Here is a 21,101-nt window from a genome sequence, read left to right on the forward strand (position 1 = left end):
TCGACCGAAAATACAAAGCCCGGCCGAGACGCTCGCAAGCGTTGGACCGGGCTTTGTTTCGCACCTCAGCGCAGCAGCAGCAGCGGCAAGCCTGCCGAGCCGTCCGCTCCCGCTCTACGTTACTAGTCTAACTGTCCCGGCGGGTTGCGGTTGATTTGTAACGTATAGGCAGTTGTCGTGCCGTCCGCCGCCGTAACGACGGTCGTTATCGTATTGCCGCCGATTTTCAATTTGATTTCTTGCGAGACTTGCCCGCGCGCAACCGGTTCGCCGTTGACCGTTACCGTTGCCGCCTCGTCAGCAGCGACAGGAGTAATTTTGATTTTCGGGACGCCGGCGAACAGATCGACTGTATACGTGGTTCGTTCCGGCGAGAAGGCCTGCGTAAAGCCGCCCTCGCTCAAAGTCAGACTGCTCAAGGAGGAGTTGGCCGCACGCGTCACCGTCACGTTATACGTCTTCGTTTGACCGTTCTGAGCGGTGACGTTAACGGCAATCGGATTGTCTCCGACTTGCAGCGGAATGTCCGCCGACGGCTGGCCGTTTGACACGACGGCTCCGTTCACCGCGATGCGGACGTATTTATCCACAGCCGTAGGCGTCAGGCGAACCGCATACACGTTATTCGTTACGCTGGTCCTGTACTCGGTAACGTCCGCGGAGAACGCCGGGGCGAGCGATGCGCCGCCGCTGATCGCAAGTCCGCTCAGGTCTGCGCTCCGGGACGGATTGACGATCAAATAAGGCTGGAAATGCTCATACGATTTGCCGCGAATGCGAACGAGCGTATTTTTAGTAGTCGGGTCCATAATCCGGAACGTGCCGGTCCGGTCGCCCTCCATCCGCGCTTGGACGAAACCGGTAACATCGAGGGAATACCAGCCGGCCGAAGTGACGGCGACTGTTCCGAGCGGGACGGAGCCCGCTTTCGGCCTATTATTCCAATCGATAGTCGACTCGCTCCAGACAGCTTGCGCGTACCCGTCGACAGATAACGTTACGGATTTGGGCACATTTTCATCTACGTAGAAGTACAGTTTGGCCTCGTTCACCTCGGTATCCAGGAAGCCCCCGAAATCGGCCTTCATGAACGTGATCCGATCCCCGCCCCCTGAAGCGCCGGGAATATCGATCACTTCCAGCAGCGGAGCGCTGCCGAAACGTTCGGTCGGACGTTTCTCATGGACATAGGAAGCTTCCGTAATCGGAAACACGTTCCCCGGATCGCCGGCCCGGAATACCGCTAACGTATAAACCGCAGTGCTGCCGCTCGCCTCCGTTACTTCGACCTTGATCGTATTGCGCCCTACCGAGAGCGGAATGATCGGCGAAGCGGAGCCGCTCACGACCGATGTTCCATTTACCGTAACCGAAGCTTCCGGCGACGCCGCCGTAGCCGTTACGGAAATTCCGTAGACGGAGTGTTCCACGTTGACTTTATACAGCGACACGTACGGCGCAAAGCTTTGGTCCAATACGCCGCCGCTGACGGCGAGTCCGGTCAACCCGGCCCCTTCCTCGGGATACAGCGAGGCGGCTGGCGGTTTGTCGTACGCCTTGGCCCAGTAATAGCCCGGGGCGTCTATTGTGCGCGCCATGAAGCCGACTTGCCTTCCGGCGGGGATCGGTTCCGAATCCGCCGTCATGACTCCGTTCGTGCCGGTTGCCGCCGTAACGTATTTTCCGCCCGAATAAGTAAACCGGCCTCCGACCGTTGCGGTTACCGGCGCGCCCGTAGCAAGCTCGGCCACCTTTAACGTCACGTTCGCGCCGCTGCCCGTATAGGCGACTTTCATCCCGTTCACGATCAGCGGTTTCAAAGTCGTCGCCGCCGTCTTGGCCGACACTTCGGTGGATAACGGGCCGATATTGCCTCGCACGTCTACCGCAGCCACCTTGTAATAATACGTCGTATCGGCCAGCAGACCGATGTCTTGGAACGTTAAATTTCTCGATGTGCCTGCCAAATTGGACGGGGCCGGCGCGAAGCCGCTGACCGTGCTTCGGTAAACGTTATATCGATCCACTTCCATATTGTCGTAAGCTCGACCGTAACGAACGGTGATTTGGCGGTAATCGACCGTTGCTGCGGTCGGGTTTGCGTTGACGGCCGTAGGCGGAGCCGTATCTTCCGGCGGATTCCAGAACGTCGCTCCCGGTCCCCAATAGGACGGCAGCGCTCGGTACGAATCGTATTGGTGAACAGCGATTCCGCCGAAGGAAGTACGACCGGCGAAGGCGGAATATACTTTGTCCAGCTCCTGCTCCATCGCGAGGCGACCTTTTTGCCTGAAGGTGACATCGTACGGATCGGCGCTGTTCGCCACATCGATCGTCTCTACGCCGACGACGACCGAATTCGGCTTCCCGATCGACTCCGCGTAAGCGATCTCTCCCGTAGCGCTGGCGATAATGCCGTTCGAGCCGTCAGCCGTGTCCCTGTAGTCCATGATCGAAATATAATCCGCGATATCCTGAACATGCTCGGACAACCATTTTACCGACCCGTTCCAGTCGATCTCTTTCGCGTCGACGGAAGTATCGTACCATCTCGGTATCGCCGGACCGATCGCGAGGCGTGTGCCCGCCGTATTCCGCCGTTCGATCATTTTGCTCAAGCCGTCCAAATATTGCTTCTGCAAAAAGCGGTCCGGGCTCTTGAAATCCGGCGAAATGTACGGCTCGATATCGACGTTCACGCCATCGAAACCGGCCTCCGGCGCCGAAGCGAGATTGTAATTGATCACTCTCTCCAACTGCTGCGTCGCCTTATCGTGGTATTTGGCGTAAGCCCCCAAGTAGGCCGGCGTCGTGCCGCCCGCTATCAGGGCGTGCACTTGATACCCGCTGCGATGCGCCCACGATATGAAATCCCTTACTTTATCCGGGGCGTCCTCCAAAATATTGACGCCGCCGAATGCTCCCACCGCCACATAAAGGGTCTTCACCGGCTCGGAGCCGAACGTGGCGGTATCTTTGGAGAAAGCATCCAGGACGATTCTCGATCCGGGGTTCAAAAACAAGTTGTAGGACGCCGGTTCCCATAACCACATCGCCCGGTCTTGATTGCGGACGACGACGGGCTCGTTCGTGCCGGCTCCCGTCTTCGCATAAGTCGTCATGCTGAAACCGGTATTTCCCGCGGTATCGGTCGCTTTCGCTTCGATGGCCGTCGTCTTGTCGCCCAATCCGGCGGTATTCCAGGGCAGCTCATAAAACGCGCCGTTCTGCGACGCCGTCTGCCACGGTCCGCCGTTGATCCGGACTTGGACGCTGTTCAGCGGATTTTTCGCTTCGACCGCCACTTGAACCGTTACGATGCCGCTTACCGTCGCTCCGTCCGCCGGGCTTGCCACCGTTACGACCGGTTTATGGACCGGATCGTGATCGACCTGCAGCGTAACGGTATTCGACCATACGCTTGCACGGGTCGACGTGTCCGTTCCTCTCGCACGCATGGCGATTTCCCCGCCGTATTGACTCGTGTTTAAATCATAGTACCACGTGCCGGATTGATCCCCGTCCGGATCGACCGTAACGACATCCGCCTGCTTCGCCCCGTTAAGGACGAGCTTGATGTCGTAAAGTCCGGCGAATGTTCCGGACACTCTTACCGTTCCGGCCGTCACGACCGCCCCGTCCGAGGGCGAGTCGATCGATACAGCCGAAGAAGCGCCATAAGCGTCACCCGGCAACTGAATGATACTTGCTGCCGTAAGCAAAACGACGAGCAGCCCGAAGGCCGCCATGCGGGACGGCTTGATCCGAGCATTCCGCATGAGAGCTTCACCCCTTCTCCATCTTATTCCTTGCACCGATACGCTTCGATCCGTCATTCGTGTTATTTGTTCAGCTGCGCCTCGATGTCCTTGTTCGTCTTCTCCTCCTGCTCCCTGAGCGCCGTGTTGATATCTTTCTGCTTGAGCAGAACGGCGTTGTAGGCGTTGTTCAAATTGTTGAAGGCGATGCTCTGGAACTTGCTGACCGGAGCCGCCGGAGCGAACTGCTTCGGAAGGAAAGACTGCGTATTTTTATTTTTCATGAACGGAATTTCCTGACCGTACACTTTCATCGCATCGCGGTTTTTCAATACCGGGAATATGCCGTTCATGGCCAAATGCCGCTGGAATTCGTCCGAGGTCAAGTAGGAGATGACCGAGAACGCATCGTCCTTGTGCTTGCTCGTGTTGTTGATATAGAAGTACGTAGGGTAAGACTGCGGCCCGACATTCGGCTGATCTTTATAAACCGGATACGAGACGACGTCCCAATTCAGTCCTTCCTTGAAACGAACCGAGCCGAGCGTACTGAGTGCGAGGAACATCGCCGTCGTCTGGTCTTTCTCGAAAAATTGCAGCTGCTTCGTATAGCCTACCGTATCCTTGTCGACGCCATTGTTCTGAATATCGTACAGCTTGGTCAGCATGTCGAATACGCCCTTGAAGGCGTCGCCCGTGAACGTCGCTTTGTTCGTCTTCGGATCGACATACGGGATTGATTTCTGATTCAACAGCGACGTATGCGAGAACGATATGCCGAGTCCCCGGTATTGGAGCTGTCCGTCCGCGCGGGACATTTTCTTGGCAAGCTCGTACAAGTCGTCCCAAGTCATCCCGTCCTTCGGATACGCCACGCCGAACTTATCGAACAAATCTTTGTTGTAATACAGTGCGGTTGTCGTCGTAAACACCGGGAGCCCGTATAGGCCGCCGCCGGCGATTTGCCGTCCGATGTCGACCGTCACCGGCTCCAGACGGGACAGGTCGTAATTTGTTTTCTTGATCAAATCCGAAACATCGTATTCCATCTTGTAATTGAGCAGCGTTTCCGAAGTTTGCCCGATCGAGTTGAACATGATATCGATCGGCTGTCCGGCCGTAATCAGCTTATCCAGCGCGGTATCTTTCGTCAAAGCGATAAACTTGGGCGTCACGTGCGGAAACTTCTCTTTGATTTTGCCTCCGAACGTTTTATTGAATCCGCTTTCATCGAAATCCCCGGAAGTCGAATAAAAGACGAGCTCGACCGGATCGCGCTTCACCTCTCCCCCTTGCGTTCCCCCGGCCTTTCCGTCCGCCGCCTGCTGCGGCTTGCCGGCACAGCCCGTCACAACAGCTCCGCTTGCCAGCATCGCGGCGATGAGCAGCATTCCTGTTTTTCTCATACCGATTTCCTCCCTTTTTCTGCACCGTCATTGTTCAGTAACAATCGTTATTGTAGCGAAAATCGATTATACTAGGTATGAACTATGTGCTATCAAGATGAACAATCTGATTGAATCGTCGGGAGTGATCGGATTTGACGCCGGAAGCGAATACGGGGCCGCTCGCGGAAGTGCTTCAAGCGGATTATGCCTACCATTTCAAACCGTATCAGACGTCTAGAAGGAAGTTAAACTACTACTACTTTCGGCTGCAGGTGGAAGGACAATGCCAGGCGATCGTGCATGGGGAAATGACTCCGATTCATCCGGGCGACCTGCTGCTGTACCGCCCCGGAGACATTGCGGCGATCCAATTCGTGCGGCCGCCGGAGCAGCCCGCGGGCAAGGCGCTACTCAGCGGCAATTACTATATGTCGTGCAGGGGGGCATGGCTCGACGAATGGTGGTCCCGCTCAAGCAAGCCGCAGAAGCTGAAAATTCCGCTTAGCGAAAGCGTTCTTACAATATTCAAGGAAATCGTGCAGGAGCAGCGGAGATGGAAGGATAAGAAGCCGGAAGTTTCGGATTACCTGCTACGCGTCCTCTGCCTGATGATCGAGCGCAATATGGACGATCTGGACAAGCACGGGAAAAATCCGTCCTTGCTCGTTCAGCGCATGAGGCAGTACATCATGGAGCATGCCACGTCTCCTCTCAGGCTCGAAGATGTGGCGAGAGATGCGGGAATCAGCGTGCCCCGGGCCGTGTCGTTGTTCAAATCGGCCTTCAACCAGACGATCATGCAGTATGTGCTGGAAGTGCGGCTCTCGATCGCCCGCGACCGCATCAAGTTCACGATGACGAATCTGGAGCGGATCGCCGAATCGGCGGGCTTCGGAAGCTATACGTATTTCCACCGGGTGTTCCGTTCCAAATACGGCATATCGCCGAAACAGTACCGCGATCAAAACTGAATGCCGTCATAGGAAGCGAAAGAGGCTCGGCCATGATTGGCCGAGCCTCTTTCGCTTCCTATGCTATTTGGCCGACGAGTTCAGCTCGTCGATCTTCTTGTTGATCGACTCTTCCATATTCCGCAATCCCGTATTCAAGTCCGTCTCGCCCGTAAACACTTTCAACAGCGGCGTCCAATAGCTCGCTTGGGTTTGGCCCGACCATTTGTGGAACGGAGCGGGAGCGGCGGACTTGGCCGGGATGACCGGCTTCAGATTTTTGCCCGCCAGCTCCGGTACGTCAGCCCCGAACACATCGTTTACCGCTTTGTTTTGCAGGGCGGAGATCGTTCCTTTGCGCGACTGCATCGTCTGGAACTCGTCGGACAGCAAATACTCGATTACGCGGAACGCTTCCTTCGGATTTTTGGCGCTGGACGTAATTCCGATATACGTAGAGGGAGATTGGGAGCCCACCCCCGGCTTGGACGTGAACGAGGGGAGCGAGGCGTAATCCATATTGAACAAATCTTTCGTGACGGTAGCCGGATAAAAGGTCGTCGCTTCCATCGCGGTAATCCCTTTCACGCCGAACCGGTTCCAGTCCATAATCTCTTTGGCGGCCGGAGTGCCCACTTCATTGCCGGGAATTTGGTAGAAGCGGGAGAAGTTCCGGATCAGCTCGTTCCATTGCGAATTATTGACGCTGGCCCGTTCCGTCTTCGAATCGATCCATCCGAGCGACAGCTGGTTGTAGTCGATAACATGAACCGAGAAATCCATCCCCCGATACTGCACTCCGCCTTCCGTACGAGTCATCTTGCGGGCAAGCTCGTACACCTCGTCCCAAGTCATTCCGTCCCGCGGCGGCGCCACGCCGAATTTATCGAACAAATCCTTGTTATAATGCAGGACGACGTTCCTCATCGCCAAAGGCAATCCCGTTACTCCTTTGTTGAAGGTGTCCCGCATGACCTGGATCGGGCCCGGGTACAGCCGGGTTTGATCGAAATTGAACTCCTTGATCAGCGCGGACATGTCGTAAGCGAGTCCGAATTGCCCCACATCCCGGGGATACGCGATCGGATCGGCGTAAAAAATATCGATCGGCTGACCGGCCGACACGATATCGGCGGCGTTCTTGTTCCCGTAGACGTTAAAGCTGATATGGGGATACTTTTTCTGGATGTAGCTCCCGTAAGACTCCATAAATTGTTCCTCTGAAACGTAGCGCCCCCCGTAAATATTCAGTACGACCGGCTCGAGTTTTTCTATGGGGGTGCTTTTCTCCTGCTTCTGCCCCGTCTGATCACCCGCAGCGCCCGTCTGCCCGCCGGATGAACAGGCCGATACCAGCGTCGTCGCCGCTATGGCAGCAGCAAGAAAACAACGCGATCCATGAAACCGACTTTTCCCCTTGTTCATTCTTTGTTCGTCTCCTTCGTATATCGTAATGAATCGACTCTACTCCACTATATAGGAGAGCGGCGCTATGTGACGGTCAATAATTGAGGTTGCAGAGGTCACTTTTATTTATACCGGAGGAATACAGGTATGCTACAATATAACAAAAAACAGTTGCGAAGGAGACGCTCATGGTATTCTCCCCTCGATACGAAGACGCCTTGAAGCACGATCTTTACGGAAAAAGCCGGCTGCCCCTTTTTATTATGGAGAAGCATATGCCGAGACATTATCCGCTTCATCATCATAATTTCGCGGAGCTCAGTCTTGTTGTCGACGGAACGGGTACGGAGATTTTAAACGGAAAGCCCCACCGCTTCAAGCGGGGTACGGTCTCTTTTTTGCTGCCGCACCATATTCACGAAATCCGGTTGGAAACGCCAACGGTCCATAAATTCAACTGCATGTTCGACATCCATTTGCTGTTCTTGAGCTCATCCGATCAGGAGTTCGGCAACTATTTGCTGCAAACCGGCCAAAATCTTCCCTCCCACTACGATTTGAATGAAGAGCAAACGTTATATATGATCGGCTGCTTCGAGACCATGAAGCGCGAATATGAAAGCAACTTTTTCGCCAAAGAAACCTCTCTCCGCTCTAAGCTGCTGGAGACATTGGTTTTTTTGACCCGGACGTTGGTCACGACTACGGAGCCTGACTCCTCGGCCGTCCAATCGCAGAGCAGCGTGCTGGAGCTGTTGAACTACATGCACTTGCATTACAACGAGGAGCTGTCCTTGACGAATTTGGCCGATCATTATCATTGGAATGCATCCTACGCGAGCCGCTTGTTCAAGCAGCATGTCGGTCAAACGTTCATCCACTATCTCCATTCCTTGCGCGTCGGAAGGGCAGCCAGTCTGCTTGCGACAACCGATATGGACATCGTCGACATCTCCGTCGAAGTAGGCTTCGATCATGCCAGAACGCTACGCCGGGCGTTCAAGAAGCTGAAAGGAATGTCACCGAAGCAATATCGGGAAAAGTACCGGTCCGGCTCTTCGTAATCCAGTCCGTAGCCAGGGTGAGCCCTGGAGGAGATGATACGAGCCGCCTCGCATACAGCCTTCAAAACGTACAAGCCGGACAATCGTCGAGACGATCGTCCGGCTTGCGGCTATATGTCTTATTTATTGATCAGCTTCGCGCTTATCAGCAATTCGTAAACGAGCTTTGCCGTTTCCGCGCGGGTGATCGTCTGCTTCGGCGCAATTCCCGACTCCCTGCCTTGGACCAAACCGGCTGACACGGCAGCCGCTACGCTGTCTTTGGCCCAAGTGGCAATCTGATTCGAATCCGGATACGATGCCAGCACACGTTCCGCATCCTGAACGGCCGTTTGCAGTCCGGCCAGCTTCATCGCCTTGCGCAGCATGACCATCGCCTGCTCGCGGGTAATCATCTGCCCGGGCTGGAACGTTCCGTCCTCGAATCCCTCGATGAGTCCGTATTCCCATGCCTTGCTCACTGCCCCGTAGTACCAATCGCCTTCCAACACATCGCTGAACCGTCTGCTGCCGCCATTGTCTCCGAGTCCCAGCGCCCGTACGGCGATCGCCGCGAATTCGGCACGCGTAATGGACAAATCCGGCTCGAATCTCCGGCCGTCAACGCCGTTCACGACTTTGCGCGACGCCATGTCGTTGATGATGCTTTCGGCCCAATGGCGCGCAGTGTCAGCGAAAGACTGCGGATTCCAGATGACCGAATACGGACTGTTCGTCAAGCTGTTGATTCTCGCATACCATTTTCCGTCTCTTTCGACGATGTACGTCGGCACGTGGGTAACGGTGCCGTCCGGGTTGATCACGATCCCGGTCGTAATCTTGCTCGGATCGATGCCGTCCGGCAGCTTGATTTCGCGCTCGACATACGCCGTAAATGTCTTAATCTCCACAGTTTCGCCATCGTAGGTAGCCGTAACGGTGAAGTTGACCGGCGTTACGATCGGAGTAAAAGCTTGCTCCCCCGCCGTCCGGTTTAACAGCCCGGATTGCTCCGCCGACGCTGCGGAAATTTCCACCCTCACCCGGATATCCGCAAGCGACAGCTGCTCGCCGAACAGCTTGGATACGTCGTCAATATTAATTTGCGCGGCAGGCAGCGTGTAGCTGGCGCTGCCGGTATCGATCACGAGGACGGCTTGCTTGCCTTCCATCAGCTTGACGATGGCGCCGTTCAGCTCGCCGGCTACTTTATCCGCTTGTACGGTGACCGGAATCGTAATGACTGCACCTGTTCCCTCTTGCCCGATGCGGAAAGCGATTTTGTCCGGATCGAGCGTGACGACGATCGTCCGCTGTCCACCGCTTTCCTCTACCTTCGCTTGGGCCAATTGGTTTTGGCGGTCTCCGTTTACGATCACCTCGACTCCCGGATTGCTGGGTGCAGGAGTCGACGGCGTAGGTGTCTCGGGAGGATTGCCCGGCTCTTCCGTAGGACCGCCGCCTCCGCCGCCCGAACCTCCTGGAGTTTCTACCACATCGGTAACTGTTACCGTGAATGGTTTCTCATAGAAGAGCGTACCATCGCTTACCCATACTCGAATCGTGTACTTGTTCTTCGTCTCATAGTCGAACGTTACTGCTGCCTTCAGCACATTGCCATCAATCGTAAAGCTTGCGTTGTCTTCGCTTCCTTCGCCGCTGACCATTTGGTACGTGTACGTCTCTCCTTGGTCCGGATCGGTCGCGCTGAAGGTTCCGATCCGGGTGCCGATAGGCGCGTTCTCCGTTATCGTCGTTCCGTCCAAAGTGAGCGCCGTCGGCGCTTCCTTCACATCCGTAATCGAGATCACGAACGGTTTTGCGTAGCTGTTGACGGAATCACTTACACTTGCTCGAATACGGTAGGACGATTTCATCACGTAATCGAACGAAGCCGCTGCACGCAGCACATTGCCGTCGATCGTAAAGCTGGTGTTGTCTTCGCTTCCCTCACCGCTGACCAATTGGTACGTGTAGGTTTCTCCTTGGTCGGGATCGGTTACGCTAAATGCTCCGATTCGAGTGCCGACAGACGCGTTCTCCGCTATCGTTGCTCCGTCCAGCGCTAGGGCCGTCGGTGCTTCCTTCACATCTGTAATGGAGATTACGAACGGTTTCGCATAACTGTAGACGGAGTCACTTACACTTGCTCGTATACGGTAGGACGATTTCGTCTCGTAATCGAACGAAGCCGCTGCACGCAGCACATTGCCGTCGATCGTAAAGCCGGCGTTGTCTTCACTTCCTTCGCCGCTTACCAGTTGGTACGTGTATGTCTCTCCTTGGTCCGGATCGGTCGCGCTGAATGCTCCGATTCGGGTGCCTATAGGCGCGTTCTCCGCTATCGTTGCTCCGTCCAGCGCGAGGGCCGTCGGTGCTTCTTTCACATCCGTAATCGAGATTACGAACGGTTTCGCGTAGCTGTAGACGGCACCGTACACGGAATCCAACACTTGTACGCGAATGTTGTAGCTCGTTCTGGATTCATAATCGAAAGAAGCGTTCGTTCTCAAGATCGTCCCGTCGATCGTAAAGTTGGCATTGTCGGCATCGCCTGCTCCCGCTGTCAAAGCAACGAGATTGACGCTGCCCGCATTGGGTGCCGATGAGGCGAAAGTACCGACAGGCGTACCGATCGGGGCGTTTTCCGCTGTCGATGCATGCGACAGCATAAGCTCGGTCGGCGATTCGGCCACATCTTGTACGAGAATGGCGAACGATTTCGAGTAGCTGTAAACTGCATCGTTTACGCTGACGCGAATGCTGTACGACTGTTTCGTTTCGTAATCAAAAGAGGCTGTCGTCTGCAGCATATTGCCGACGATGGCAAAGCTGCCGTTGTCCGTGTCTCCTGTGCCGCTGGCAAATTGGTACGTATACGTCTCGCCTGCATCCTGATCGACGCTGCCAAGAGTTCCGACCGGCGTACCGATCGGGGCATTCTCCGCAACGATCGCACCTGATAGCGTAATATCCGTGGGCGCTTCCTTCACATCCGTGACGGTGATCGTGAATGGTTTCGCGTATGTGTACACCGCATCGCTTACGCTGACGCGAATACTGTACGAATTTTTCGCTTCATAGTTGAAAGCTTCGGACGTCTGCAGCATATTGCCGACAATCGTGAAGCTGCCGTTGTCCGTATCTCCTGTGCCGCTTACCAGTTGGTATATGTACGTCTCGCCCGCGTCCGGATCGACGTTTCCTAGCGTGCCGACAGGAGTACCGATCGGAGCATTCTCTACAACTGTCGCGCCACTCAACGTCACATCGGTCGGCGCTTCCTTCACGTCGGCGACGGTGATCGTGAGTGCTTTCTCGAAGGTGAGGTTCCCCGAATCCATAGTTTGAACGCGGATTTTGTACTCCTTTTTCGTTTCGTAATCGAACACCGCATTCGTAACGAGCGCGCCGCCGGAAATCGAGAAGCTGCCGTTGTCGTCGCTTCCGGTACCCGGAACCAAGCTATAGGCGAATGTATCGCTCGCGTCCGGGTCCGTCGTGCTGAACGTGCCGATTACGGTTCCCGAACTTTTATTTTCCGTTATCGACACCGCAGACAAATTCAACCCGGTCGGCGCTTGATTCGGGAACAGCCACTTCAATACGGGAGATTGATTCGGCCGAATCATCCATACGTTCGTAAAATCCCATTGCTCGAACGTGCTTTGCTGCTGCATCTCCGTCGTCGTCTTGGCATCTCCGGCTCCCCTGCTCGTCGTTTGTCCAGTCGTATCCTTATTCCAGTAGCTGGATGTTATCGACCCGGCGGGAGCGTCCGGCTCGCTGTTGGAGCCTCCTACTAGCCCGCCCTTAGGGGAACCGAGGCTTTGCACAAAACCGGTAGCATAAACATTGCTTATAGTAGCGCTAGCCATCTTGCCTGCCAGTCCTCCCACATAGTTGAAACCAAAGGCACTTGTTGATGAGTATGCATCCGTAATTGTGCCGTTTTCAATTAGCCCGATCAAGCCGCCTATCTGATTTACACCTTGAACAGTGCCACCGGAAAAGCTTTCCGAGACCGTACCTGTTTGCATCCTGCCGATTAAGCCTCCAGCATTATCGCCATTAGCCAAAACATTGCCTATAGCCGCACTTCGGGTCATCGGCCCGGCGCCTGTATGATAGCCAACGATGCCGCCAACATTCCCTCCGCCTACAACAATCCCATTGAAGAGGGCTTTGTCGATCGTTCCGGAATTATTTGAACCTACGACCCCGCCGGTATAGGAGCCTTCGGTTATACTTGAATTAGTAACATTTCCAATTACGGAAACATTCGATACTTTGGCCCCCGAATCCATCCTTCCGACAAGTCCGCCGACCGTGTTATATCCGTTGACCCCGTATAGGCCGATCATGAGCTTCATATTTTGGATGTCCGCAGAACCTCCGATCTGCCCGAATAATCCTACATTAGAATCGGAGGGGGAGCGATCGGTCCATAGACCGCTGATTGTTTTTCCATTCCCATCGAAATTACCGTAGAAATTGATCGGCTGCCAGCCCCTATTTATGGGCGTTTTGGATCCAATATAGCTGGACAGATCGAGATCGGCCATCAGCTTGTAGGCAGAATTGTTGTTATGAGGCCAAGGGTAATCTTTCAACAACAGGAATTGCTTCACCGTCCAGATCCGAAACGGATCGTCGACCGTACCGTTTCCCCACATCGATACGTGCAAGTTTACCGTGTACTCCCCGAAATTGCTGGAGTTGGACGCATCGATAACTTTTATTTTCAATTGACTCGAATCCAGCGTCACAGGGATGTCGTAGTTCGTCACACCGCCCTGCTGAGTGACGGTATCGGTATTGTCCAGCGTCACCTTCACCGTATCTCCGGGATTGACGGGAAGCGCCGTAATTCGGGCGGTCTGCGTATCCTCGAAAAACCGGATATTGAATGTAGTTTCATTCGGTGATGATACGAGCGTAACGCCTCTGAACGGCAAATCTCGGCTGTTTTGGTCCGAGAATACGAGCGTCTGCAGCTTCGGAGCCGGCGCAGGGATAGCCTGAACGCCCCCGGAAGGCACGACAGCCAGTCCGCTTGCGGCAACAACTACGGCGAGCAGCAGCATGCCTATCGCCTTTTTGAGATCATATCGATTTCTTCTCTTCAATCACTTTCACCTCTTAAGTTGTTCGGTTTCGACACGATTAGTCCTTAAGACCCGCATCACCGATCATCATACCAGAGAGGCACTCTACAAATTCTAAACAAAATAGGCAGACGGATTATCCGCCTGCCGGGATCGAACGTTATTTGGTCTTCCCCTTCTCCGCCTCGACCATTTTGTTGATTTCCTCATCGGCTTGCTTCAATGCCGTGTTGACGTCGAATTCTCCGTTTACGAATTGCCGGAACTTCGTGCTGACGAGCCCTTCGGCCTTCGATCTGTATACCGAAGCTTTCGGATACGGGACGGGATTGCTTTTGAATACGCTCGGCAGCTTCTTGTCTTTCAGCTGCGCATTGTCCGAGCCGAGAGCTTTTTTCACCTGCTCGCTCTTAAGCGGTGACAGCCTGCCTTTCTTCGACAAAGCCATCTGCACTTCCTCGGAGGAAATGAGATCCATCACCTGCGTCGCCTCGTTCAAATATTTGCCAGTCTTGCTCGCGATCATCACATAGACGCTGGCGTTCCCATACGTATTCGGCTTCTCCGTATAGTTCGGGTATTGGGTGATGTCCCAGTTCATTCCGCTCGCGTCGGCGCTCGTCAATTGGGTCAAAATGTTCAGCTCGAGCAGCATGGCGAGCGTCTTCGTCTTCAAGAACTGATCCCTTGGACCGGTGGAGATGAAGCCGTTGCCGGGAATATCGTAGATCGACTTGGCCAGCTCGAACACCCGCTTCCACTTGTCGGTCGTCATCGTCGCTTTATCCGTAACCGGATCGAGCGTTGCGATTCCGAGAGGCTGGGACATCCAGATGACGGTAGAACCCGGATCGAGCCCGCGGTATTGAACCGACCCTTCCGTCCGCGTCACGCGTCTCGCCAGCGCGATCAGCTGCTCCCACGTCATGCCGTCCTTCGGATACTCCACGCCGAATTTATCGAAGATGTCCTTGTTGTAGTAAAGCGCGTGGTAGTTTACGTTGAACGGAAGCCCGTACATCTCGCCCTTGCTGGAAGCGTTTTTGACGTCATCGATATAGTTCGGCTCGAAGCGGCTCAAATCCACGTTATGCGTTTTGAACAACGGCGTCATATCGAACGTAAGCCCTTTATCGTTGTAGGAAGCCAAGTTTCCGTTGAAGGTGATGACGATGTCCGGAATCGTTCCGCTTGCCATCAAATTGTCGAGTGTCGTTTGTCCGCTTTCCGGCAAGAAATTGAGCGTGATGTGCGGATATTTTTTGGTTACATGCTCTTGAGCGATCTTCTGGAACACATCGTCGATCGTAACGCTCGCGCCTTGACTGGCGATTTGCAGCGTGACGGGCTCGGCTTTGGCCGGCTTCTTCCCGTCGCCGGACGGTCCGGCGGCCTGATTGCCGCAGCCTGCGGCGGCAAGTACGGATAATGCGGTAATCGATGCAAGCGCGATTCGTTTCATCGAATTCCCCCCTGTTATTTTCATTTAAACGCTTTCATGATACAATGCCAATCAACCAACCCGTTCGGAGAACGCAAGCCGGGCTTGCGCGTTCCGGACGAACCCGTTAACGACAGGAGGCCGCCCGCATGAGCTCCGTTCCGTTAAGCGATTACGTTCCGCATTTGACTTTTTCGATTTACTGGCCATCCAAAGACAAATTTTTATTGTACGAGGATCGATATGACGATTGGACCGTGTTCGCGGTGGAGGACGGCTCCTTTTACTACGAGATCGACGGCGAGAAAGGTACCGCCGCGTTCGGCGACCTCGTCTTCTGCCCGGCGGAGTCGGTGTTTCGGCGAGTGGTCATTACGCCGCTTACGTTCTACCATTTACGATTGCACTGGTCGGACTTGAGCGGGAAAGCGGCGGACCCCGGAACGCTAAGCGGCTTCTTCGGTAAAATCAGTCTGCAAAACACAAGTCGGCTCTCAGCCAACTACGAGAAAATGAGAAGGGCCTGCCTGCTGGACCACACCCGCAGAATACGGCTTCTCAATCATTACATGCAGGACTTGTGGCTGCACTATGCCGAGGAGCTGGAGGCGGCTCTCGGAGAAACGTCCGGCTTCGCCCGGCTCAAGCAGCCCGACCCGGCCATGACGAAAGCGGCCATGTTGATCCAGAAGCATGCCTTTCATCCGTTCGATCTGAAGGAAATCGCCGCCGCCCTAGGGTTCAGCCCTGTCCGGTTCACGCAAAAATTCAAGGCGGATTTCGGCGTCAATCCGCTTCAATACTTAACGTCGCTCCGTCTGGAGCGGGCGAAAAGCTTGCTGCTCGAAACGAATATGACGTTGGACCAAATCGCTGAATGCATCGGCTACCAGAACGGCTACTATTTGAGCCGCATTTTCATGAAGCATCTGAACTTGACTCCGTCCGTCTATAGGAGGACGCACAGAGTATAGGGCCGGCAGCAAATACCCATCTTCGCTGGTGCCGGATCGTGTCCATTTCCGATTAAAGCGCTTTCCCATCATAATGATCGCGCGCATATCGGACGGCCGCGCGCTGTCCGCCGTATGCCTACCTCCATCATAAAGAACAGATTTGCGTATTGAAATACCTTCTATTAAATCTTATTGTATACAAAATTAAGGGCCTTTCCGCCGCACAACATGTCTGGAGGCATCTTGCGCCTTGCCCCTGCCGATTATTTTGCCCAGAGCGTCCAACGTTTTGTTCGCCATCTCGTTTGAAGAGCGCCGCAGGTTCATTCCCACCCGCATCGCTCTCGTCAGCAAATGGAAAAGATGCAGTTAATTTCGCGAAACTACGATTATTTTATTCTCCAACTGGAAAAAGTCCAGTTATTTTTCTCGTATCGGCGCCATTCCCCGTTTTCGCAGCGAAATAACTGCATCTTTTCCAGTAGAATGCGTGAATCTTGCCGTTTAGGCCATTTTTAGCTGCACGTTTTCCAGTTATGGACGAATGTGAGGTAGGCTGAAAAAAGAGATCTGATGCGATCTTGTTGCATAGGACTCAAAAGTACACTATTTCGGCGGGAGTGCCGTTTCTGCGGCGAGATAATGTTCAAATGTACCTTATCATCCCGTAGTTGCACCATTTCATCAAAATAGGGACTTCGGGAAGTAGAATAAGGTACAAATGAGCACTATATCGGCGGGATTGCCGCTTCTGTGGCAAAATAATGTTCAAATGTACCTTATCGGCGGGCAGTTGCACCTTTTTTCCGACCTTTACCATTCTAGCGACAAAAATCCCCGGACGCCCAAGCATCCGGGGATTTCGATTATGTTTCTAGCCGACGGCTGCCGGAACGAAAGCGGGTCCGCTCAAGCGCCGAAAGAATCGTCCTTCTGGAACAACATCAGAGGCATCTTGAACACATACGCCACGACGATAAATATGCCTACGATCATCCCGACAAGCACGAGCACGCTGCTGATCGACAACCCGCCTACGCCGGTAATAACGTTGGCGATGTTGCAGCCCGGCGCAATCCGGGACGATACGCCCATCAGCAGCCCGCCGAAGATGGCGGCCGGCAGACGCGATTTCCGCGGGAGGCGGATTTTGAAGCTGCCGCTCAGAAGGGCGGCGGACATCGAACCGATGACGAGGAAAATGACCAGCGTTTCCTCCGGTCCGAGACCGACCTTCGGAAAATCGGCGAACAAGGCGTTCAAGTAAGTGTTGTTGAAGACGAAATCGTCCCCGAGCAGTTGAGCGACCGCTACCGCTCCGATCCGGGTCTCCGGCCCGGTGATGCCCACATTTGACATGAGGGCGAATTGTACTGTTGCGACTACCCCGATCAGAAACGCGACGAGACGTATGTCCCAATGCGACTGCTTGAACGGATTGCCTTCCCAATCGGTCAGGGCGCTCTTGAAGCCCTGTGCGAAGCCCCGTATACCGAAGCGGGCGATGGCAATTCCAACCATAATAACGACGATGGCAAGCGGAATCGCGTACACCGGCAGCGGCAAGCTGTACAGCGTATAGCCCGAATCGACAACCGTCATCGGTTCGATCGCGTCGCGTCCCCACGGATCATACAGCAGGGCGAACAGCAGATTGCCGGCGATGGCGAATACAAGCACGATCCAGAACTGCACATACCCCATCCCGCACCGGTACAGCGTTCCGGAGCCGCAGCCGCCGGCAATCGTCATGCCGATGCCGAACAAGATGCCGCCGAGCAGGTTGGCGCCGCCGATCGGGACCGTCCATACGTCCGCGATCCCTTTGGCGCCGGTCGTCAGCACGATCGCCCAGCCGAGCAGCGCCGTTGCCATCAGCACGAGCACGCCGTTCAAAATGCGCGTGTCCCTGACGCTGATCCAGTCGCGGATCGAAGCGACAAAGCAAAAATCCGCCTTTTGCAGCAAGAAGCCGTATGCGAAGCCGAAGAAAGCAGCCAGCAAAAAGACGTCCCAAGTATATGCCATTACGGCCAACCTTCCTTTTGTACGTTATGCGTTATGATTTCTTGACGAAAATGTGATATTGGCCGCCTTTCTTCGCGACACCCAAAAACTCGCCGATCTTGTTCATCTTCACCGCGGCCGGAATCGTCTTCGTCGCGATGCTGTGGTCCGTAATCTCCACGACGATTTCCCCCGGTTTCGCTTTCTTCAGACCGGCCAAAGCCAAGTTCAACGTATGCGGGCATACTTCACCGACCGCATCGACGACATGATCGGGTTTCAATTCGAGAAGCTGTTGTTCGCTCAAGCTCATGATTTGTTCTCCCCTTCCGTTTTGTCCAACCCGTAGCTTTCGATCAGCTCGGCGGGTCCGCCTTCCGTCGGATTTCCTTCCCCCGCCCAGCTGAGCATCCCTCCGGCGAAATTGTGCACATTGCCGAAGCCGTTGTTCTGAAAATATTTGGCGACCTCAAAGCTTCTCCGGCCGCTCCTGCAGACGAATACGTACTCCCGCTCGGGGTCGAGCTTCTCCGTCCAGTCGATGATGTCGCCCATCGGAATAAGCGGAAGACCGGCGATATGCGCCTCCTCGTATTCCTCCGGCTCCCGGACGTCGATCACGATCGCCGCCCTTTCCGTATCCGTCAATGCTTCCTTCAGCTCCCGCCAGTCCAGGTGGGATACGTTTTCTATCCGTTCAGCCATGCCTGTATCCTCCTTACTTCACCAACGGTGCGTCGTCGCTGTTTGCCCATTCCTGCATCGAGCCTTCATACGGACGAATATCTTTAAATCCGAGCAGACGTAGTGTAAAATAGGAATGCGCTCCACGAATGTTCGTCTGGCAGTACGGTATAATCGTCTTTTCTTTGTCGGTCACTCCGGCTTTCGTATAAATCGCACTCAAGTCTTTGTTGTTCTTGAACTTCGGTACCCCGTCCGCCGGCGTCTGATCGATCGCTTCGCTCCACTCCGTATTGATCGCACCGTTCACGTGACCGCCGTTCTTGTTGCCGCGCAAATCTTCGCCGGAATATTCTTTGGCCGAGCGCGCGTCGAGCAGCGTGCATTGCGCCAGATTAGCGGAGAGCAGTTGGGCTTTCGTCGTGATCAGCTTGTCGTTCGGCTGAGCCGTGAAGTTGCCTTTGGCTACGGTAGGCGTTTCGGTCGACAGCTCCTTGCCGGCTGTCGTCCAAGCGAGTATTCCGCCGTTCAGCACTTTGACTTTATCCTTCATGCCGTAATATTCCAAGCCGTAAAAAATGCGGGTAGCGGCGTTCCCGGCCCCGCCTTCATCGTAGACGAGTACGGTAGTATCGCTGTTGATGCCGGCTTTTTGGAACAGCTCGGTAAACGTTTCTTTGGAAATAATCGTCGGGTTTTTCGGATCTTTGAGCAGTCCCGAGCTGACCGATACGGCTCCCGGAATATGTCCTTGCTCGTAGCCTTTGGACCGCGCGTCGATAATTTTGACTTTCCCGTCCTTCAAATGCTCCTCTACCCATTTCACGTCGGCGAGCAGCTGCGCGTTCGCATACGTATCGGACGCTTTCGTTTCTTGCGCCGTTTTATTGCCGCCTGTGCCCCCGGATGCGTTCGTCGGGCTGCTCTCGGGCTTGTTGCCGCAAGCGGCGGTTATTCCTGCCAGAAGTACTAATGACAGAATGGCCAGTTTACTTTTCATGTGTTTCTTTCTCCCCTCCGTGTCTGAAGCGTCTTGCAACAATTATGAGTTCACCTGTATAATACATCTATCCCTAGTGATTTACAAGGTTTAATTTTTCGGGAACATTTCAGCAAAGAGCGGGTTAGGAGAATTCGAATGAGAGCGAATAAGAAGCTAATTGCGGCGGGAGTCATTATGGCGATGCTGCTAAGCGGCTGCGCCATGGAAACGAAAGAACAGGCGAAGGCGAGGCTCGCTGCGGGAGGCGGCAAAACGGGCGAATCGGCGGCGGCGGCGCAGCCTGAAGCGGGCAAGCTGACGGCCGTCCAGTTCTATGTGCCAAGCGAGAAAGAAAACAATTTGTCGGTCATCGACGTGCCTACCGGTAAAGTAGTCGGTACCGTCAAGCTATCCGAGGCGCCGTCGACCGTAGTTTTCTCCAGTACGATGCGGGAAGCGTACGCGGCCAATATGAACAGCAGCACCGTTTCCATTATTAATACGCAAACGCTCAAGGTGGAGAAGGAAGTGCCCGTCGGTCCGATGCCGCACGGCATGGTGCTGTCTCCGGACAACAAGACGCTCTATGTAGCCGCCGTGGCCGACCAGTTCGTCTATCTCGTCGACACGAAGGAACGGAAAGAAGCCGGCACGATCGATCTCGGCACTGGCGCCAAGACGAACTATATGAGCTTGTTCGGCGACCGGTTATATATAAGCGACCACGAGAACAACAAAGTATACGTCGTCAACGTGAAGACGAAGCAGACCGTCCTGACGATCCCGACCGGCAAAACGCCGCGCGCCGTCAAAGTAAGCGACGACGGCAAGAAGCTGTTCGTGCCGAGCGCGGGCGACGGTACGCTGGAGACGTACAATACGCAAGACGGCAAGCTTATATCCAAAATCGCCGTTGCTGCGGGTGCAACCGATGTCGTCGTCGCCGAGGACGGTCAAAGCGCGATCGTTACGTCGATGGAAGGCAGCGCCGTCACCTTCGTAGACTTGGCGAACGGCAAGCCGGTTCAAACGATCGATAAATTGGCCGGAGCGAGGCATATTTCCTACAACCGGCAGCAGACGAAAGCTTACGTCACCCTCAGCGGCTCGAACGAGGTTGCGGTCATCGACACGCAAACCCGTCAAGCCGTAGAACGGATCAAGGTCGGCACCGTTCCTCACGGGATCCAAATCAAAGCACTGCCCGGGATCGGCGGCAGTTGCTGACCCAATCTGACTGCCCCGTCCGCGTGTCAACGCTTGGCGGCACAAAACCTTCGATTCCGCATCAATGGCGGCTTCGAAGGTTTTTTTCATTAAATAACCGGTTATTTCGTGATATAATAAAGAAATGCTGCCTGTATCTCGTAAGCGAGA

Annotated in this window: 13 protein-coding genes; 4 read left to right on the forward strand and 9 right to left on the reverse strand. The window is 54.7% G+C overall.

Annotation, left to right across the window (positions count from 1 at the left end; genetic code table 11):
* Positions 1-122 precede the first annotated feature (122 nt).
* Positions 123-3,779, reverse strand: a complete 3,657-nt coding sequence (locus tag FE783_RS28820; protein ID WP_138882850.1) for a cadherin-like beta sandwich domain-containing protein — start codon at positions 3,777-3,779, stop codon at positions 123-125.
* 62 nt (positions 3,780-3,841) lie between these two features.
* Positions 3,842-5,164, reverse strand: a complete 1,323-nt coding sequence (locus tag FE783_RS28825) for an ABC transporter substrate-binding protein (protein WP_138882851.1) — start codon at positions 5,162-5,164, stop codon at positions 3,842-3,844.
* A 134-nt stretch (positions 5,165-5,298) separates the two neighbouring features.
* On the opposite strand from FE783_RS28825, the gene FE783_RS28830 reads away from it, so the two are divergent.
* On the forward strand, positions 5,299-6,117 hold the full coding sequence (locus FE783_RS28830) for an AraC family transcriptional regulator (protein WP_138882852.1): 819 nt from the start codon (positions 5,299-5,301) through the stop codon (positions 6,115-6,117).
* A gap of 63 nt (positions 6,118-6,180) precedes the next feature.
* Here the strand turns inward: FE783_RS28830 and FE783_RS28835 are convergent, their stop codons facing one another.
* Complete coding sequence (locus FE783_RS28835; RefSeq protein WP_138882853.1) at positions 6,181-7,521, reverse strand: ABC transporter substrate-binding protein; 1,341 nt, start codon at positions 7,519-7,521, stop codon at positions 6,181-6,183.
* 170 nt (positions 7,522-7,691) lie between these two features.
* On the opposite strand from FE783_RS28835, the gene FE783_RS28840 reads away from it, so the two are divergent.
* Entirely contained in the window at positions 7,692-8,567 is an 876-nt protein-coding gene (locus FE783_RS28840) for an AraC family transcriptional regulator (protein ID WP_138882854.1), read from the forward strand.
* Positions 8,568-8,686: 119 nt separating this feature from the next.
* Here the strand turns inward: FE783_RS28840 and FE783_RS28845 are convergent, their stop codons facing one another.
* Together FE783_RS28845 and FE783_RS28850 are read right to left on the reverse strand one after the other, a co-directional pair.
* On the reverse strand, positions 8,687-13,675 hold the full coding sequence (locus FE783_RS28845) for a cadherin domain-containing protein (RefSeq protein WP_138882855.1): 4,989 nt from the start codon (positions 13,673-13,675) through the stop codon (positions 8,687-8,689).
* A gap of 139 nt (positions 13,676-13,814) precedes the next feature.
* The gene (locus FE783_RS28850) at positions 13,815-15,116 is read right to left on the reverse strand and encodes an ABC transporter substrate-binding protein (RefSeq protein ID WP_158302084.1); all 1,302 of its coding nucleotides are present in this window, start codon (positions 15,114-15,116) and stop codon (positions 13,815-13,817) included.
* 128 nt (positions 15,117-15,244) lie between these two features.
* Here FE783_RS28850 and FE783_RS28855 point away from each other — a divergent pair, with 128 nt between their 5' ends.
* On the forward strand, positions 15,245-16,069 hold the full coding sequence (locus FE783_RS28855) for a helix-turn-helix domain-containing protein (RefSeq protein WP_138882857.1): 825 nt from the start codon (positions 15,245-15,247) through the stop codon (positions 16,067-16,069).
* Positions 16,070-16,960: 891 nt separating this feature from the next.
* Here the strand turns inward: FE783_RS28855 and FE783_RS28860 are convergent.
* The 4 genes from FE783_RS28860 to FE783_RS28875 are packed head-to-tail and all read right to left on the reverse strand — an operon-like array spanning position 16,961 to position 19,742.
* Complete coding sequence (locus FE783_RS28860) at positions 16,961-18,079, reverse strand: YeeE/YedE family protein (protein ID WP_138882858.1); 1,119 nt, start codon at positions 18,077-18,079, stop codon at positions 16,961-16,963.
* A 31-nt stretch (positions 18,080-18,110) separates the two neighbouring features.
* On the reverse strand, positions 18,111-18,371 hold the full coding sequence (locus FE783_RS28865; protein ID WP_138882859.1) for a sulfurtransferase TusA family protein: 261 nt from the start codon (positions 18,369-18,371) through the stop codon (positions 18,111-18,113).
* Positions 18,368-18,763, reverse strand: coding sequence for a rhodanese-like domain-containing protein (locus FE783_RS28870; protein WP_138882860.1), 396 nt, complete (start codon positions 18,761-18,763; stop codon positions 18,368-18,370). The genes FE783_RS28865 and FE783_RS28870 overlap by 4 nt, the downstream gene beginning before the upstream one ends.
* A 13-nt stretch (positions 18,764-18,776) precedes the next feature.
* Positions 18,777-19,742, reverse strand: coding sequence for a sulfurtransferase (locus tag FE783_RS28875; RefSeq protein WP_138882861.1), 966 nt, complete (start codon positions 19,740-19,742; stop codon positions 18,777-18,779).
* A 138-nt stretch (positions 19,743-19,880) separates the two neighbouring features.
* Between FE783_RS28875 and FE783_RS28880 the strand changes: the two genes are divergently transcribed.
* Complete coding sequence (locus FE783_RS28880) at positions 19,881-20,951, forward strand: cytochrome D1 domain-containing protein (RefSeq protein ID WP_138882862.1); 1,071 nt, start codon at positions 19,881-19,883, stop codon at positions 20,949-20,951.
* Positions 20,952-21,101 lie beyond the last annotated feature (150 nt).

This window comes from Paenibacillus mesophilus, from assembly GCF_005938385.1.
GTDB lineage: Bacteria > Bacillota > Bacilli > Paenibacillales > NBRC-103111 > Paenibacillus_AB > Paenibacillus_AB mesophilus.